This is a genomic window from Lysinibacillus mangiferihumi, assembly GCF_003049665.1.
Taxonomy (GTDB): Bacteria; Bacillota; Bacilli; order Bacillales_A; family Planococcaceae; genus Lysinibacillus; species Lysinibacillus mangiferihumi.
Genome location: NZ_PYWM01000001.1, coordinates 88,443 through 106,092 on the forward strand (window position 1 = coordinate 88,443; position 17,650 = coordinate 106,092).

Sequence of the window (17,650 nt, forward strand, 5' to 3'; positions counted from 1 at the left end):
ATTTGTCAAAATAATGTTAAAAAATTTGAGGATTTTCTAGATAAAACGATTTTTCTTCATGTGCTGTGGTAAAATAATAAGATTGAAATATACAAGTAAGGAGACGAATCGATAATGACAGAAAATCTAGATTTATTTGAACTGAATAAGCTATTTATTCTCGGACGTCCGATTGTCTCTATTTTCCACAATGTTCAAAATATGTATTCTATCGTACGCGTGAAAATTCAAGAAACAAATTTGCAATATGATGATAAGGAAATTATTGTCGTTGGTTATTTCCCTCAATTGCAAATGGACGAACAATATCGTTTTACGGGTACTATGAGACAGCATCCAAAATATGGTGTACAATTTCAAGTTGAGACGTTTACAAAAGAAGTGCCCGCAACTGAGCAAGGTATCGTTCACTACCTATCAAGTGATTTATTTGTTGGTATTGGTAAAAAAACGGCTGAAACGATTGTGGAGAAACTTGGTCCCAATACAATCCGTCTTATATTAGAAGACCCGAATGTCCTTGATGATGTACCACGACTATCTGCCGAAAAAAAGGAAGCCATTCATCGTACCATTGAGCAAAATCTTGGATTGGAACGTATCATGATTCAGTTAAATGAATGGGGATTTGGACCGCAGCTAGGCATGAAAATTTACCAAACATACCGCACAGAGACGATTGATTTATTAACTGAAAACCCTTATCGACTCATTGAAGATGTGGACGGTGTCGGTTTCTTTCGGGCAGATGAGCTTGGTGCAAAATTAGGCATCACAGGCAATCATCCTGACCGCATTAAGGCGGCTATTTTACATATTCTAAATACAGCCGCGTTATCGGATGGACATGTATTTTTAGATGCGGAACATGTATTACCACAAGTGAAAGATATGTTGGAGCAAAGTCAACGCCAAGAAATACCATATGAAGCAATTTCTAAGGCATGTATCGAATTGCGTGAGGAAAATAAAATCTATGGTGAAGAAACGAGACTATATTTGCCATCTCTATATTTTTCGGAGATTGGTATTGCCTCAAAAATAATTGCGCTAACGGAACGCAATAGTCAGGCGAAGCATTTTAGTAAAGATGAAATTCGCAAGTCAATCGGCGATACAGAAGCGTTATTAAGTGTCACATATGCAGAAACACAAGCTTTTGCAATTGAACAAGCACTTAATTCAGCTGTCATGATTTTAACGGGTGGTCCTGGTACAGGAAAAACGACGGTTGTTAGGGGCATTGTAGAAGTATATGCAAAACTTCACGGGCTTTCACTTAATCCAAAGGAATATGCGCAAAAAGAAGAGCCGTTTCCTATTATTTTATGTGCACCAACAGGTCGTGCAGCTAAGCGTCTAGCTGAGTCTACGGAGCTACCTGCGATGACCATTCACCGCTTATTAGGTTTTACAGGTCAGGAGAAAGAGGAAGAAACGGAGCGAGAGGTTACTGGAAAACTAATCATTGTTGATGAAATGTCCATGGTAGATACATGGCTTGCCCATCAATTATTAAAATCATTACATGAGGATGTGCAAGTTGTTTTTGTTGGCGATCAAGATCAGCTACCACCAGTAGGCCCAGGACAAGTGCTCAAAGATTTACTTGCCTCGCAACAAATACCGACTGTTGAACTGACAGATGTTTATCGTCAGGCGGAAGGTTCAACCATTATTGAACTCGCCCATCAGATTAAACGTGGTACAATTCCAAATGATCTAACGATGAAAACATCGGATCGTTCCTTTATTAAAGCTTCTTCAGAGCAAGTGGCGAACGTTGTAACACAAGTTGTGAAAAGTGCAGTAGCAAAAGGGCAAGAAATCCGAAATATCCAAGTTTTAGCACCGATGTATAAAGGGCCAGCCGGAATCGATAACTTAAATAAATTGATTCAAGCACTTGTCAATCCGAATGATACTGGTACAAGAAAGGAACTTGTCTTTGGTGATGTAACGTATCGCATAAAGGATAAAGTATTACAGCTTGTAAATCAGCCAGAAAGCAATGTTTTTAATGGGGATATGGGCGAAGTCATTAGTATTATCAAAGCAAAGGAAACGGTGGAGAAGCAGGATTTACTTGTCGTGTCTTTTGATGGAATTGAAGTAACTTATCAGCGCAGCGATCTTAATCAATTAACCTTGGCTTATTGTTGCTCCATTCATAAATCACAAGGCTCAGAATTTCAAACGGTGATTATGCCAGTGGTGCGTGGCTATTCGAAAATGCTACGTCGTAATTTATTATATACTGGTATTACACGTGCGAAAAATTTCTTAATTTTATGTGGTGAACCAGATGTGCTAGCTAGCGGTTTACAACGAACAGACGATTTACAACGTTTCACGTCTCTGCGCGCACGACTTAACCCAATGGAAGCATCTAATGAGGTTATACTAGTGGAGGAGACGCTAACGCAACAAAATGAAGAGAACAATCAACAAGAGGATGCTCCGACTGTGCTACAGCTAACGGTCGAAACCTTACCATACATCCATCCAATGATTGGAATGGATGGCATATCTCCATATGATTTTATGGATGAATCATAAGAAAAATTAGTTTTATGAGGTGAAGAAATTGAAACGCATTGTGTACTTGCTCCTATTCATGCTGCTATTACCATTCGTGCAGAAGGTACATGCCAGTAATATAGTTATTCAAGTGAATGAGGAAGCAACTGTCTTTGATAATCGTTCAGGCTCACTTGAACAAGTAGGAACATTATCAGCAGGACAAACATTTGAAGTGACAAAAGATTATGGGCCTAACTGGTGGCAAATTCGTTGGGGAGGTAACTACGGTTATGTAGATAAACGATACACGACTGTTGTTCCATCCAAGACATATCAAAATAACGTACCTTCTGTTGTCAAAGTAAAAGATTACATTGTAGCAACAAAGGTAACGCCTGTTTATGATAATACCGGTAACAAACTAGTGCAATTTGCAACATTATCGGAAGGTGTTCGTTTCCCCTTATATAGTAAAATGGGCAGTTGGTACGGAATTGCTGTGAACGGACGACTGGGTTTTGTACATAGTAATTTTGTTACAGAAGAAAAAGGGCAGGACACCACTGATCCATCAACAAAGCCGGTTGAAAAACCTACGCCGACACCACCAACATTACCAACAACCCCGCCAAGTAAACAAAATGGCTATATTGAAGCGTTGGAAAATGCTGTTCTCTATGATCTTCGTCGAGAACAACCAATGTCGATTGCGACACTGTTAAAAGGACAACAGTTAGAAATTGCCAATGTTATAGATGAAATGTATGTTCAAGTACGGTGGGGCAAAACGTTCCTTTATGTGGAAAAATCAAAAATAAAATTTGTCAATACGCCGTCTTTTAAAAATAGCGGTAATGATAATGCAGTAAAAAATCAATATTTCATTCCAATATCAGGGAATAATGAAATTTATGATCGAACAGCGAAAAAATTACAGCCGTTTGCAAAGTTGGATGTAAATCGACGCTACCCCATTTTACGAAAAGAGCAGAATTGGTATGTTACGACAATAGGTGGACGTGAAGGTTATATTCACAGTTCTAAGGTAGCATTAGATCGTGGCGTACCTGTTATGATGTACCATCATTTCTTAAAGGAGAATGAATTAGGGCGCTTTAAAAATGTAAGTACAACGATAACAGATACCCAATTTGCTAATGAAATGAAGTATTTGAAAGATAAAAAATATGAAACGGTTAGTACGAATGATTTATTGCGCTTTATGCGCAATGAAATTACATTGCCTGCTTATTCCATTGTTTTAACATTTGATGATGGTTTATTATCTACAAGAGAATATGCCTATCCAATATTAAAAAATTATGGATTTCAAGCAACTCAATTTTTAATTACGTATCGCAATGAATATTCACCTGCAGAACAACTGTTTAATTATAATGATTTACAAGCACTGTCGAAACAGGATATGGATTATATGCAAGATGTCTTTACGTTTGAATCGCACACCTATAATTTACACGATATGATTGGCAATAAAGGGAAAATGTTGTTGATTCCTTACCATGAGGTCGTAGAAGATTTAAAGCGCAGTTTAACATTCATACCGAATGCAAAAGCCTTTGCATATCCATTTGGTCAATATAATGCCAATACGATTTATGCGGTGAAAGAAGCTGGGTTTACAATGGCTTTTTCAACAAAGCCTGGCTACAACAATCCATATGATGATATCTACCAAATTAAACGCCTTTACAGCGATCAACAAACGAGCTTAGCGCAGTTCAAAAAAATGGTTTCACCTTTTGCTCAATAATGGAACGTGGACTGACTAACTGCTTTTCGACGAAAAACTATATGTACAAAAAACAAACCCGCATCTTCAGGGAAGATGCGGGTTTGTTTTGTAGTAGATTTTATTTCAAAAGGATGGGATTAATGCAAGCCGATTAAGTGATGTTTTACCACTTCATACGCTTGGCAAACATTTTCGTATTGATCTTGTTCTTTTGCAATCATATCGGAAGCAATAGAGAACAATAAATTTTCTTCATTATGATCTTCCATTTGGTTCATTAAAGCTGCTTCCATTTGAGCTACATAGGAAATAATTTGTGTATTCATTTTTTTATTTTCTCCTTTATTGGACAAATGATGTTTTTCTTTTCTTGATGACTATATCTTACTCCAGTTAGTCAAAAGAAATCTAGAAAGTTGTACTAATGAAATGAGGTATTTTGATGAATGTGACACAAAAATGAACTTGTTTGAAAAGTGCTTTTTGAAACCGTTTTTATCTAAAATCACTGATAATTCAAGCTTTATCGTCAATTTTGTTGTGTATTATTAAACTAGTACAGTTGGCTGTGAAATAGCGTTTGATATAGTACAGATAAGTAGTTATGGAACGAAAAAACGTAAAACTTCATATACTACATGGAATGAAAACATAGGTAACTTTTTTAGGGGTGAATGTATGCCAGTAATAACAGGCCAGCAGTATATTAAGCGCATCGATGCATTGCAAACGCATATCTCAATAGATGGCGCAGTCGTTACGGGAAAGGTTTCAGAACATCCAGCATTTAAAGGCGTAATGCAAAGTCAAGCAAAGCTCTTTGATTTGCAACATGATGAGGCGTTACATGATAGCTTGACCTATGTATCACCAAAGAGTAATGAGCGGGTAGGTATGTCTTTTCTACAAGTGACAAAGGTTGAAGATTTAGTAACAAGACGTCAAGCTGCACGTGAGTGGGCTTTATCTAATCATGGCTTAATGGGAAGAAGTCCTGATTATATGAACACTACTTTAATGGCATTAGCATCTGCCGCTGAATATTTAAAAGATAAGCCAAATTGTTTTCCAGATCATCTGCTAAATTTTTATGAATATGCACGTGAAAATGATTTGACGATGACGCATACGTTTATTGAGCCACAAGTAAACCGTCAACGATATCATTATGAAGATGAAGAGGTCATCATTGCGGCTAAAATTGTAGGGAAAACGACTCAAGGACTGGTAATTAAAGGGGCAAGATTGCTTGCCACACAAGGTGGCATTACAGACGAACTGCTTGTTTTATCAACAAATGGCTTTGATAAGGAAAAAGGGTTTGGTTTTTCCATACCAAGTGATACGAAAGGATTGAAATTTTTATGTAGACAGTCATTTGTCGGAGGGGAATCAACGTTCGATCATCCTTTAAGCGCCCGCTTTGAGGAAATGGATGCGATTGTTGTCTTTGATGATGTCGTGGTACCGTGGGAGCGCGTTTTTTATTATGAAAATAATGAGGTTGCCAATAACTTCATGAATGTGAGTGGCTTCCAAGCGTATACTTTACATCAAGTATTGTCCCGACAAATTGCTAAAACAGAATTTGTTTTAGGTGTTGTCCAATCAATTGTTAATACAATCAATATTGGCGAATACCAACATGTACAGCAAAAAGTAGTGGAAATCATTGTAACATTAGAAACGATGAAAGCTTTATTGCTCAAATCCGAACTAGAAGCTAAAAGAGACGACTTTGGTTATATAAGACCTGACCATCCAACATTACAGGTAGCCATTCAAATTTTCCCTAAAGTCTATCCAACCTTTACAGAAATCATTCAATTATTAGGTGCAAGTGGCTTAATGTCTATTCCGAGTGAAAAAGCATTTGGCGCAGATGATGGGGATTTGGAGCATTATTTACAATCATTTAGGGATGGTGGAGAAGAGCGTGTCAAAAAATTCCGTTTAGCATGGGATTTAACGATGAGTAGTTTTGGCACGAGACAAACGCTATATGAGCGATATTTCTTTGGAGACCCAGTACGTTTATCGAGCTTACTCTACCAATCGTATAATCGGGAGCCATTTATACAAAGAGTAGAAAATTTCTTAAAAAATAAAGATTAAGCGCTATTCGAAATGTTGTACTTTGGTTAATTTTAGATAGCTGACATATTTTTTAGCTGACTGCCATCATTTCATATCAATATAGAAATGCAATGATTGACAGAAGGCCATAATTTTTTTATAATGTGCGTTAGAAAATAGAAAAAACGATGATGGAACAAGTACGTATTTGTGCGTGTAGAAGAAAGGGATTTCTAGGCTGAAAAAATCCTCACGTCAACAAGTGCCGAAAGCTACTCCAGAGTGCAGCTAATCCCTGCCGTTCACTTACGTTACAAGTGCTAAAGAGGTAAGTATACACAATACTTACAACTAGGGTGGTACCGCGAGACAATATACAGAGTCCTCGTCCCTTTTTGGGGATGAGGGCTTTTTTATGCGTATAAGCGGCTTCATATCGTAATTTTACACTATTAGAGGAGGAACTTTTCACATGAAAGCAGTAGAAATTCGCCGTATGTATTTAGAATTCTTTAAAGAAAAAGGACATCACCATGAACCATCAGCACCTCTTGTGCCAATTAATGACCCTTCATTACTTTGGATTAACTCGGGTGTAGCAACATTAAAACCTTATTTTGATGGTCGTATTATTCCTGATAATCCGCGTATTACGAATGCACAAAAATCGATTCGTACGAACGATATTGAAAACGTAGGGAAAACAGCACGTCACCATACATTCTTTGAAATGTTAGGTAACTTTTCTATTGGTGATTACTTCAAAAAAGAAGCAATTCATTACGCTTGGGAATTTTTAACGGATAAAAAGTGGATGGGCTTTGATCCTGAACTTTTATCGATTACCATCCACCCAGAAGACCAAGAAGCATATGACGTATGGCATAACGAAATTGGCATTCCAGAAGAACGTTTAATTCGATTAGAAGGGAACTTCTGGGATATCGGGGAAGGTCCATCTGGTCCAAACTCTGAAATTTTCTACGATCGTGGAGAAGAATATGGTGCAGATGAAAATGATCCAGAAATGTATCCTGGCGGAGAAAACGAACGTTATTTAGAAGTTTGGAACTTAGTGTTCTCTCAATTTAACCACAATCCTGATGGTACTTATACACCATTACCAAAGCAAAACATTGATACAGGGATGGGACTAGAACGTATTGTATCAGTTGTACAAAATGTTCCAACAAACTTTGATACGGATTTATTTATGCCAATCATTGAAAAAATTGAACAATTTGCTAATCGCAAATACAAGCGTCCTGGTGAAGTCTCGTTAAGTGAAATCTTCGGTTCAGAAGAAGACATTAATACACCATTCAAAGTGATTGCAGACCATATCCGTACTGTGGCATTTGCTATCGGTGATGGCGCTCTTCCTTCAAATGAAGGTCGTGGTTATGTATTGCGTCGTTTACTACGTCGTGCAGTACGTTACGCTAAACAAATTGGTATCGAAAAACCATTTATGTTTGAATTAGTACCAACAGTTGGACAAATTATGGTGGATTTCTACCCAGAAGTTACGGAGAAATGTGAATTTATCCAACGTGTGATTAAAAACGAGGAAATTCGTTTCCATGAAACATTAGATGGTGGTCTTGCTATTTTTAATGAAGTTGTAGAAGCACAAAAAGCAGCGGGTCATGATTATATTCCTGGAGCAGATGCATTCCGTCTTTACGACACATATGGCTTCCCAATCGAGTTAACAGAAGAATATGCAGAAGAAGTAGGCATGAAAGTGGATCATGAAGGATTCGAAGTGGCAATGAATGAACAACGTGAACGTGCGCGTGCAGCTCGTCAAGATGTGGATTCAATGCAAGTACAAAATGAAGTGCTAGCAAACTTAACCGTTGCAAGTGAATTCGTTGGCTATGATACATTATCAGTAGAAACGGAAGTTGCAGCAATGATTGTCAACGGACAAGTCGCGAAGGTCGCTTCAGAAGGTCAAGAAGCTTTAGTTGTCTTAGCAAAAACACCGTTCTACGCTGAAATGGGTGGACAGATTGCTGATAGTGGTGTAATTTCCAATGACGGCTTTACAGCAATCGTTAAGGATGTTCAAAAAGCACCAAATGGACAACCGTTACACACAGTTCTTGTTGAATCAGGTGAAATGCATGTTGAAGATGCAGTAAAAGCGGTAGTTAATCGCAGTGAACGTAATCTCATCATTAAAAACCATACAGCAACGCACATTATGCAACGTGCGTTAAAAGACGTATTAGGTGACCATGTTAACCAAGCAGGTTCTTATGTTGGTCCTGATCGATTACGCTTCGACTTCTCTCACTTCGGTCAAGTAACAAAAGAAGAGTTACAACAAATTGAACGTATTGTAAATGAAAAAGTGTGGGAAGATATTGAAGTCGTGATTGAAGAAAAGGCGATTGATGAAGCGAGAGCAATGGGAGCAATGGCATTATTCGGCGAAAAATACGGTGATATCGTGCGCGTCGTTTCCATTGGCGATTATTCAATCGAACTTTGTGGCGGTATCCATGTAAAACGTTCTTCTGAAATTGGCTTCTTTAAAATTGTATCAGAAGGTGGTATTGGCGCAGGAACGCGTCGTATCGAGGCTGTAACTGGAAAAGTGGCATATGAGGCGGTCAAAGAAGAAGAGTCGCTATTAAATGATGCAGCAGCATTATTAAAAGCAAATCCGAAAGATATTGTGACAAAAGTTCATGCACTACAAGCAGACTATAAAGAATTACAACGTGAAAATGAAGGATTATCACAAAAAATTGCCAATGCACAAGCAGGTGCTATTGTAGATGCAGCCCAAACATTTGGTGATGTGACAGTACTTTCAACGAAAGTTGAAGCGAAAGACAATAACCAACTGCGTCAAATGATGGATGACCTAAAAGGTAAAATGACAAAAGCTGTTGTTGTCCTAGGTGCTATTGATGGCGATAAAGTCATGTTATGCGCAGGTGTCACGAAAGATTTAGTTGGTGGCAATTACCATGCAGGAAATATTGTGAAAATGGTGGCAGAAGCTTGTGGCGGTAAAGGCGGCGGTCGTCCAGATATGGCGATGGCAGGTGCTAAAGATGCTTCAAAACTTGATGAAGCGCTACTTTCTGTGTATGATTACGTTAAATCCATTTAATTAATACGTCAAATCGGTTATAATAAAGAGAAATCGGAGATGAGCTTCTTTGCACATCTCCTTATTTCTGAAAGCGAGGTGCTGGTCATGAGTTCATTTGATCAAACGATGAAATTTAATTTTCCAGAAGAATCAATGGAACAGGAAGTCAAGCAGGTAATGTTGAAAGTACATTCTTCATTAGAGGAAAAGGGATATAATCCTATCAATCAGATTGTCGGTTACTTACTTTCTGGTGATCCGGCGTATATTCCTCGCCATCAGGATGCTCGTAATTTAATTCGCAAGCTAGAGCGTGACGAAATTCTAGAAGAGCTTGTTAAATTTTATATTAAAAAGAATAACGAGGGCTAGAAATGAGAATTATGGGATTAGACGTTGGGTCGAAAACAGTCGGTGTTGCCATTAGTGATGCACTTGGCTGGACGGCTCAAGGTATTGAAACCGTAAAAATTGATGAAGCAAATGGCGAATTCGGCATCGACCGTATTGCTGAGCTAGTGAAGGAATATACTATCACTGAATTTGTTGTAGGATTCCCGAAAAACATGAATAATACGGTAGGACCACGTGGTGAAGCTTCTGAAAACTATAAAAAGTTATTAGAAGAGACATTTTCACTGCCGGTTAAACTTTGGGATGAGCGTTTAACGACGATGGCTGCCGAGCGCATGCTAATCGCAGCGGACGTAAGTCGCAAAAAACGCAAGCAAGTCATCGATAAAATGGCTGCTGTGATGATTTTACAAGGCTATTTAGATAGCAAAAACTAATTAATGAGGTGGCAAACATGGCTCACGAGCATAACCATGAAGAAGAATTACACGTACAACACATTACAGTGATTGACGAAAACGGAAACGAGCAACTTTGCGAAGTAATTCACGTACACGAGTCTCCTGAATTCGGTAAATCTTACGTATTTTACTCAATGGTAGGAGCAGAAGAAGATGAAGACGGCTCTGTAGAAATCTTCGTATCATCATTTGTACCTTCTGAAAACGGTGAAGATGGCGAATTAACACCGATTGAAACAGAAGCAGAGTGGGACATGGTAGAAGACGTTTTAAACGCTTTAGAGGACGAAGACGAAGAATAATTGTTTTCATTTTAAAGTGTAAAGAACAAGGATGGCAAAAGCGGTCCTTGTTCTTTTTTTACGCCAATCAACTTGGACGTACAAGGGCAAGAACTAATCAGCTCATTTGTAAGGAGGAAGTTAAATGAACGAGGAAACACAAGAATTTATTATTATCGGAGAAAATGGTCAAGAGCAAACATGCCGAGTTGTATTTACATTTGATGCCGAGGAGAAATCATATGTATTGTTCTCACTGATTGATGAAAAGGGGCATGAAATCCCTGGTGATATTTCAGCGATGACATTCGATTATGATGATAACAGCGGGGAAATGATTAATTTGCAACCTGTGGAAACGGATGCTGAATGGGAAATGATTAATGAAGTTGTATTAACACTGCTAGATGAATTTCAGGAGGAACCACAGCTTATAACCGTGACGAATGAAGATGGCACAGACCAGGTGTGCGAGGTTATTCATACATTTGCTTCTGAACAATTTGGTAAATCATATGTACTTTATGTTGCTGTTTCAGACGAACCAATGGAGGAACGTGATATTTTCGCCGCTCAATATGTACCTGGACCAGATGGAACGATTGAGGATTTACTACCGATTGAAACAGATGCAGAATGGGAGTTCGTTGAAGATATTTTAAATGACTTATAAAAAAACATACTCAAAGTATAACTTTGAGTATGTTTTTTTATATATGAGTGCCAGTCACTCAAACAATTTGCTACGATGTCTAATAGAAAATTTCTATCTGAAGCTAAAAAGGATTCTATCGTCCAACGAATATTGTGTTTAGTAGAGAGAAAAACGTGTGTAACGTACAGAAAAACAAGGAAATCTTCCTAGCAAAATTACATAAAGATTGATACATGGGAAAAACAAGAAAAAATGGCATTGACCAATTACAAGTAAACGGATAAGATTTGTTGTAATAAAAATAGAAAATTTCAAATAGTTTATTTTAAGAGAATTATTCAACTGTACATGAAATGCTCTATATTTATTTGCAATTAAACCAAGTAAATTAATAAAAATAGGAGGATATAGTATGAAAAAATTATGGTTATGGTTTGCTAGCGTGTTAATCATTGTCCTTGCTGGCTGTACAGATTCGAAGCAGGTAAAACAAGACGACGTTGTTACATTAAATGTAGGGGCTGCAAGTGTTCCTCATGCGGAAGTATTAGAATATTTAGCGGAAGATCTTGCACAAGATGGTGTGAAGTTAAATATTTCCATATTAAAAGATGCTGTCCAAACCAATCAACAAACAGCGGACGGTGAACTGGATTTCAACTATTTTCAGCACATTCCGTTTTTAGAACAGACGAATAAAGAAAGTAATCTAGATTTGGTAAGTGTCAAAGGTATTCATATTGAGCCATTCGGAGTCTATTCAAAAACAATTCACGATATCAAGGATTTACCACAAAATGCAAAAGTAGCTGTGCCAAATGACATTGTCAATTTTTCACGCGCATTACTACTGTTTGAACATAATGACCTTATCCAATTAGATGATGCAAAGGACAGTGATTTCACAGTTGAGGATATTACAAAAAATGAAAAGAACATTCAGTTTATAGGTGTTGATCCATTGTTATTAGTGCGCTCGTTAGATGATGTAGACGCGTCTGCTATCAATACGAATTACGCATTAGAAGGAGGTTATAATCCACTTGAGGATGCACTTATTATTGAAGGGCCGGAGTCACCTTATGTCAATATTATTGCAACGACGAAAGAAAAACAGCAGGATGCTGCCATTCAAAAAGTAGTGAAATGGCTGACAAGTGAAAAGGCAAGAAAATTTTTTGAAGATCAATATAAAGGAGCTGTCGTTCCAGTATTTTAGCATGTTGAACAGATTATACGGATTCAAGTGCATAGGAGGGAAATAGGAATGATTGAATTTATAAATACGACGAAGGAATTTCATGTTGGGCAAGCGACTGTGAAGGCGTTAAATCACATTAATTTAACTATTCAGAAAGGTGATATATTTGGCGTAATTGGCTTTAGCGGCGCTGGGAAAAGTACTTTACTTCGCACAGTGAATTTATTAGAAGAGCCGACATCTGGTGAAGTGCTTGTCAACGGTAAAAATTTAACCAAACTAAGCAAAAAACAATTGCGGGAGGAAAAGAAAAATATTGGAATGATCTTTCAACACTTTAATCTCCTCCACTCTAAAACGGTTTTTGATAATGTGGCAATGCCTTTAGTGTTAAGTGGTGCTAACAAATCGAAAATAGCAGCTCAAGTGCAAGAGGTCTTAACATTTGTCGGCTTGCAAGATAAAGCGCATCGCTTTATTGATGAATTATCAGGTGGTCAAAAGCAACGTGTAGGGATTGCAAGAGCACTAATTACAAAGCCAACAATTTTATTATGCGATGAAGCGACATCTGCTCTGGACCCCCAAACGACAAAATCTATTTTAGCGTTGCTCAAGCGTGTCAATAGTGAATATGGCATTACCATTTTGATGATTACACATGAAATGGAAGTGATTCGAGATATATGTAATCGTGTGGCGGTAATGGAGAACGGGCAAATAATAGAAGAAGACAATGTCCTACACATTTTTTCTGCACCAAAGCAAGACACAACGAAAAACTTTGTGCAATCAGTTGTTCGAAATGAAATACCGCAATCTGTTTATGAGCAATTGAATGTCATCGATGGTTCGAAACGAATTTACAATATGAAATTTATTGGGGTGGATGTCGGTCAGCCTGTTGTATCACAAGTAGCCAAGAAATTCGCGGTCGATGTCAATGTACTATTTGGCAATATTACGGAGCTTCAAGGCATTCCATTCGGTCATTTAATTGTAGAGCTAGTTGGTTCAGCAACAGAGATTCAAAAGGCGTTTTTATATATTCAAAGTAAAAATATTCATATGGAGGAGGTCGTTGCACATGAAGGTGAGCACACAGATTATCATCAACGCACTGTTGGATACGCTGTACATGGTTAGTATTTCATTAATTTTTGGCGCTATTTTAGGATTTATATTAGGCATTGTTTTAGTTGTTACGCGCAAAGGGCACATACTTGAAAATAAAATTATTTTCTCGATTGTCAATCCAGTTGTCAATACGTTACGATCTATTCCTTTCATTATTTTATTAGTAGCTATCATTCCATTTACACGTCTACTTGTTGGGACAGCGATTGGCACAACTGCTGCTATCGTACCACTTGTCTTGCATATTGGACCGTATATTTCAAGATTAATTGAAAATTCTCTGCTTGAGGTAGATGAGGGCATAATTGAAGCGGCTAAAGCAATGGGAGCTTCTCCATTTCAAATTATTCATAAGTTTTTACTTCCTGAAGCCTTTCCATCTTTAATTTTAAGCGTCACAACAGCAACCATTGGTCTTATCGGGGCAACAGCGATGGCAGGAGCAGTTGGTGGAGGAGGTCTTGGGGATGTTGCCATAACTTATGGCTATCAACGCTTTGATAATGTAACCATTCTCGTGACAGTTGTACTATTAGTCGTTCTTGTTCAAATTATTCAAAGTATCGGCAATACCATTGAAAGAAAGCTGCGAAGAGTAGCTTAAAAGGAGAGCTAGCAATGAAGAAAATACAGTATATTATCGGACTCTTGTCATTATTATTTTTACTTGTAGCATGTACAAAAGCTGAGGAAAACGATGTTGTGAAGGTTGGCATTCGCAGCTCGGAAATCAAAACGTGGGAATATATAAAAGAACAAGCAGCAAAGGAAAATATACATTTAGAATTAGTGACATTTTCGGCACAGTACGATCCCAATCAAGCATTAGCAGAAGGTGAAGTCGATATAAATGCTTTCCAACATGTCGCCTATTTAAATTTATTTAATGAGAATAACGGCACAGATTTACAAGCGATTGGCACAACGATTATGGCGCCCATCGGCTTGTATTCGAACAAATACAAACGGATAGAAGAGATAAAGGATGGGGCCAAAATTGCAGTGCCAAATGATCCTTCCAATTGGGGGCGAGCATTGTTACTGCTGCAAGAATATGACCTGTTAACGGTTAGCGATAATTTTGATGGCAATGGTGGTGAAGATCGTATACAAGACAATCCTAAAAATTTAACGATTGTGCCAGTGGATGGGGCGACGACGCCTCGTGTCATGGAGGATACTGATTTTGCGGTTATTAATAATGGAGTAGCTGTTGAAGCAGGCTTGCTTTTAAAGGATGCGATTATTCATGAAAATGAAACAGCGAAGCCTTTTATTAATGTCATAGTGGCAAAGCCTGAAGATAAGGACAACGCAAAATTGAAAAAAATTGTGGAGATATATCAGCGTAAAGAAACAGCAGATTTTGTCTCTAACATTTCAAAGGGGAACTATATTCCTGTCAACATGCCATTGGATGAACTAGCAACATGGAAGACGTTTTATTCATATTAAAAGGAGAGATGATGAAAAATGGCGGAGAACAAACAATTAAAGTTAGCTTTATATTTAATCGGGGCAGGCATGCATGTTGCGGCATGGAAGCATCCTTTAGCACAGGTCGATGCAAGCATTGATATAAAAGCATTACAAAAAGTAGCACAACTTGCCGAAAAAGGTAAATTCGACATTGCCTTTGTGGCGGATAGTTTAGCCATTAATCACGAATCCCATCCACATATTTTAAATCGTTTTGACCCACTGATTCAAATTACAGCGCTAGCTGCAGCGACATCCAAAATAGGGCTTGGTGCAACAGCTTCGACTACTTACAGTGAACCGTATGTATTAGCAAGACAATTAATGTCCATTGATCATATCAGTAATGGACGTGTTGCATGGAATTTAGTGACAACGGCAGATGCAACCGGCCAAACAGCTTTAAACTTTAGTCGTGATCAGCACTGGGAGCATGACCATCGCTACGAACGAGCGGAAGAATTTATTGATGTCGTGCAATCATTATGGGATTCTTGGGAAGATGATGCCTTTGTCTATGATCGTGAAAATAATATTTTCTATGACCAAAAGAAAGTGCATGAAACAGCATTTAAAGGTAAATATTTATCTGTGAAAGGTCCGCTAAACATTGCGCGTTCTCTACAAGGGCAACCCGTTATTATTGAGGCAGGAGCATCTAAGCCAGGACAACAATTAGCTGCACGAACAGCGGAAGTTGTTTTTGTCCATTGGGATGATATCGAAAAAGCCAAAGCACATTATCGCACTTTAAAGGCACAGCTAGCGTCGTTCGGTCGAACGGAGGAGGAGTTGCTTGTTTTACAAGGTATATCGCCAATAGTAGGTGATACTGAGGAAGAAGCCATTCGTCAATACAATGAATTGCAATCATTGGTAGACCCATATGAAAGCTTGAAGTTTGTTTCAGGTTATATGGGCAATGTTGATTTTTCGAAATATTCACTAGATACGCCAGCTATTGAAGTTGAGTTTCCTGCTGTCAACAGTATTCAAAGCCATTTTGACGAGCATTTAGAGATTATTAAAAAAGAAAATTTAAAGGTCGGTGAGTTGTATGCCCGCCTGTTTGGACCTGCTAGACGTGATGCCTTTGTTGGAACAGCGGTGCAAATTGCTGACGAAATGGAACGATGGTTGAAGGAGGGGGCAGCTGATGGATTTATGCTGCAATTTCCGTTGTTACCACGTGATTTAGAAAACTTTGTAGAGAAGGTTGTACCAATATTACAAGAGCGTGGCATCTATCGTGAAGATTATACAGGGGCAACATTGCGTGAGCATTTAGGGCTAAAGAAACCTCAAAACCGATTTACGAAAAGTAAGGTGATTGATTGATGCGTGATGTTTTTATCCGGAATGAGCGAGAACAACAGCTCGTTAAATATGCCCGTAAACTTGCTGGGCAAATTGAAGAAACAGCTGCTATTTATGATGAAAGTGGTGCGTTTCCTTTTGACCATTTTAAATTGTTGGAGGAGGCAGGTTATTTTCGATTGACTGTACCGAAAAAATACGGCGGCGAGGAAATTTCCCTCTATGAAATGCTATTAGTGCAAGAGCAGCTTGCTAAAGGAGATGGGTCAACTGCTTTAGCGGTTGGCTGGCACTTATTAACGTTTTTAAATGTAAGAGAAGCGAAGTTGTGGCCGCAGCATATTTTTGCAGAACTAAGTCGTAAAGCTGTGGAGGAAGGTTCCCTGTTAAATATTATTAATAGTGAACGAGGAAAGGGCAATATTTCACGGGGAAGTTTGCCTGGCACGACTGCCAAAAAAGTTCCAGGTGGTTATATCATTACCGGCGAGAAAGCTTTTGCTTCACTAGCACCAATTTTAAAGCAATTCACGATTATTGCATATTTAGAAGATGAAAATGTAACTGCCGAGTTTCTTATGACAAAAAATGAGCAGGTTGAAGTGGTGAATACGTGGGATGCAATGGGCATGCGAGCAACAGGTAGTCATGATATCATTTTCCACGATACTTTTGTGCCAGATGAGGCATTATTATATCGTCACCGTCCGAATGAAGTGAATCGATTTTTAGCAGATGGACGTGTCTATTCTTTAGAAATTCCCGCGGTCTATTTAGGAATTGCAGGTGCGGCGAGGGATTATGTAGTCGAGTTTGCGAAAAATACGTATTCTTATAGCTTGGAAAATACAATTGCACAAGCTAGCCATGTGCAACAAAAGATTGGAGAAATGGAGGTGTTGTATCAAACAGCACGTCGTACGCTTTACAGTATTGCTGCACAAGCAGAACAGCACCCGACAGGTAAACAGGATTTAGCGCAGGATGTTAGTATTGCAAAATATGTGATTTGTCAACATGCCATAGATATTGTGACGAAAGCGATGCAAGTTGTTGGGGGCCGAAGTTTGTCGAAGTCTAATAAATTGCAACGACTTTTTCGAGATGTTCAGTGTAGCCGCTTTAATCCACCAGCTGATGATGTTGTTATTGCTCAACTAGCGCAAGGTTTGTTAGTAGAAGAGAAAAAGCAAGGAGCGCTGCAATTATAAAGGTAAAAATCTGCTAAAGAATGTGTTAGCAGATTTTTTTATGTGTGCAATTTCTCCTGAATTGTCATTTCTGTTTGTCGAAAA

General features: G+C 38.3%; 15 protein-coding genes. 14 read left to right on the forward strand and 1 reads right to left on the reverse strand.

Features of this window, described 5'->3' with window-relative positions; translation table 11 throughout:
• The first annotated feature begins 114 nt into the window (after positions 1-114).
• Together recD2 and C9J37_RS00510 are read left to right on the forward strand one after the other, a co-directional pair.
• Positions 115-2,559 carry an SF1B family DNA helicase RecD2 gene (recD2, locus tag C9J37_RS00505; protein ID WP_107893796.1) on the forward strand — a complete coding sequence of 815 codons (2,445 nt, stop codon included), beginning with the start codon at positions 115-117 and terminating at the stop codon, positions 2,557-2,559.
• Positions 2,560-2,587: 28 nt separating this feature from the next.
• On the forward strand, positions 2,588-4,297 hold the full coding sequence (locus tag C9J37_RS00510) for a polysaccharide deacetylase family protein (RefSeq protein ID WP_107893797.1): 1,710 nt from the start codon (positions 2,588-2,590) through the stop codon (positions 4,295-4,297).
• A 119-nt stretch (positions 4,298-4,416) separates the two neighbouring features.
• Here the strand turns inward: C9J37_RS00510 and C9J37_RS00515 are convergent, their stop codons facing one another.
• The gene (locus C9J37_RS00515; protein ID WP_024363120.1) at positions 4,417-4,605 is read right to left on the reverse strand and encodes a hypothetical protein; all 189 of its coding nucleotides are present in this window, start codon (positions 4,603-4,605) and stop codon (positions 4,417-4,419) included.
• Positions 4,606-4,957: 352 nt separating this feature from the next.
• On the opposite strand from C9J37_RS00515, the gene hpaB reads away from it, so the two are divergent.
• From hpaB to C9J37_RS00575, 12 genes are all read left to right on the forward strand, one after another.
• Positions 4,958-6,394: a 4-hydroxyphenylacetate 3-monooxygenase, oxygenase component gene (hpaB, locus tag C9J37_RS00520; protein ID WP_107893798.1), complete on the forward strand. Its 1,437-nt coding sequence runs from the start codon at positions 4,958-4,960 to the stop codon at positions 6,392-6,394.
• Positions 6,395-6,827: 433 nt separating this feature from the next.
• Positions 6,828-9,488 (forward strand): alanine--tRNA ligase, encoded by a 2,661-nt coding sequence (gene alaS, locus C9J37_RS00525; protein ID WP_107893799.1) that lies wholly within the window; start codon positions 6,828-6,830, stop codon positions 9,486-9,488.
• Positions 9,489-9,575: 87 nt separating this feature from the next.
• The gene (locus tag C9J37_RS00530; protein WP_024363117.1) at positions 9,576-9,842 is read left to right on the forward strand and encodes an IreB family regulatory phosphoprotein; all 267 of its coding nucleotides are present in this window, start codon (positions 9,576-9,578) and stop codon (positions 9,840-9,842) included.
• Positions 9,843-9,844: 2 nt separating this feature from the next.
• Positions 9,845-10,261: a Holliday junction resolvase RuvX gene (gene ruvX, locus C9J37_RS00535; protein ID WP_107893800.1), complete on the forward strand. Its 417-nt coding sequence runs from the start codon at positions 9,845-9,847 to the stop codon at positions 10,259-10,261.
• A gap of 17 nt (positions 10,262-10,278) precedes the next feature.
• Positions 10,279-10,587, forward strand: coding sequence for a DUF1292 domain-containing protein (locus C9J37_RS00540; RefSeq protein ID WP_024363115.1), 309 nt, complete (start codon positions 10,279-10,281; stop codon positions 10,585-10,587).
• Between the two features lie 124 nt (positions 10,588-10,711).
• Positions 10,712-11,239 carry a DUF1292 domain-containing protein gene (locus tag C9J37_RS00545; RefSeq protein WP_107893801.1) on the forward strand — a complete coding sequence of 176 codons (528 nt, stop codon included), beginning with the start codon at positions 10,712-10,714 and terminating at the stop codon, positions 11,237-11,239.
• A 394-nt stretch (positions 11,240-11,633) separates the two neighbouring features.
• Positions 11,634-12,440, forward strand: a complete 807-nt coding sequence (locus C9J37_RS00550) for a MetQ/NlpA family ABC transporter substrate-binding protein (protein ID WP_107893802.1) — start codon at positions 11,634-11,636, stop codon at positions 12,438-12,440.
• Between the two features lie 48 nt (positions 12,441-12,488).
• Positions 12,489-13,568, forward strand: a complete 1,080-nt coding sequence (locus C9J37_RS00555; protein WP_107893803.1) for a methionine ABC transporter ATP-binding protein — start codon at positions 12,489-12,491, stop codon at positions 13,566-13,568.
• Positions 13,510-14,163 (forward strand): methionine ABC transporter permease, encoded by a 654-nt coding sequence (locus C9J37_RS00560; protein ID WP_107893804.1) that lies wholly within the window; start codon positions 13,510-13,512, stop codon positions 14,161-14,163. The genes C9J37_RS00555 and C9J37_RS00560 overlap by 59 nt, the downstream gene beginning before the upstream one ends.
• Positions 14,164-14,177: 14 nt before the next feature.
• Positions 14,178-15,014 (forward strand): MetQ/NlpA family ABC transporter substrate-binding protein, encoded by an 837-nt coding sequence (locus C9J37_RS00565; RefSeq protein ID WP_107893805.1) that lies wholly within the window; start codon positions 14,178-14,180, stop codon positions 15,012-15,014.
• 18 nt (positions 15,015-15,032) lie between these two features.
• Positions 15,033-16,376: an LLM class flavin-dependent oxidoreductase gene (locus tag C9J37_RS00570; protein ID WP_107893806.1), complete on the forward strand. Its 1,344-nt coding sequence runs from the start codon at positions 15,033-15,035 to the stop codon at positions 16,374-16,376.
• Positions 16,376-17,566 carry an acyl-CoA dehydrogenase family protein gene (locus tag C9J37_RS00575; protein ID WP_107893807.1) on the forward strand — a complete coding sequence of 397 codons (1,191 nt, stop codon included), beginning with the start codon at positions 16,376-16,378 and terminating at the stop codon, positions 17,564-17,566. The genes C9J37_RS00570 and C9J37_RS00575 overlap by 1 nt, the downstream gene beginning before the upstream one ends.
• Positions 17,567-17,650 lie beyond the last annotated feature (84 nt).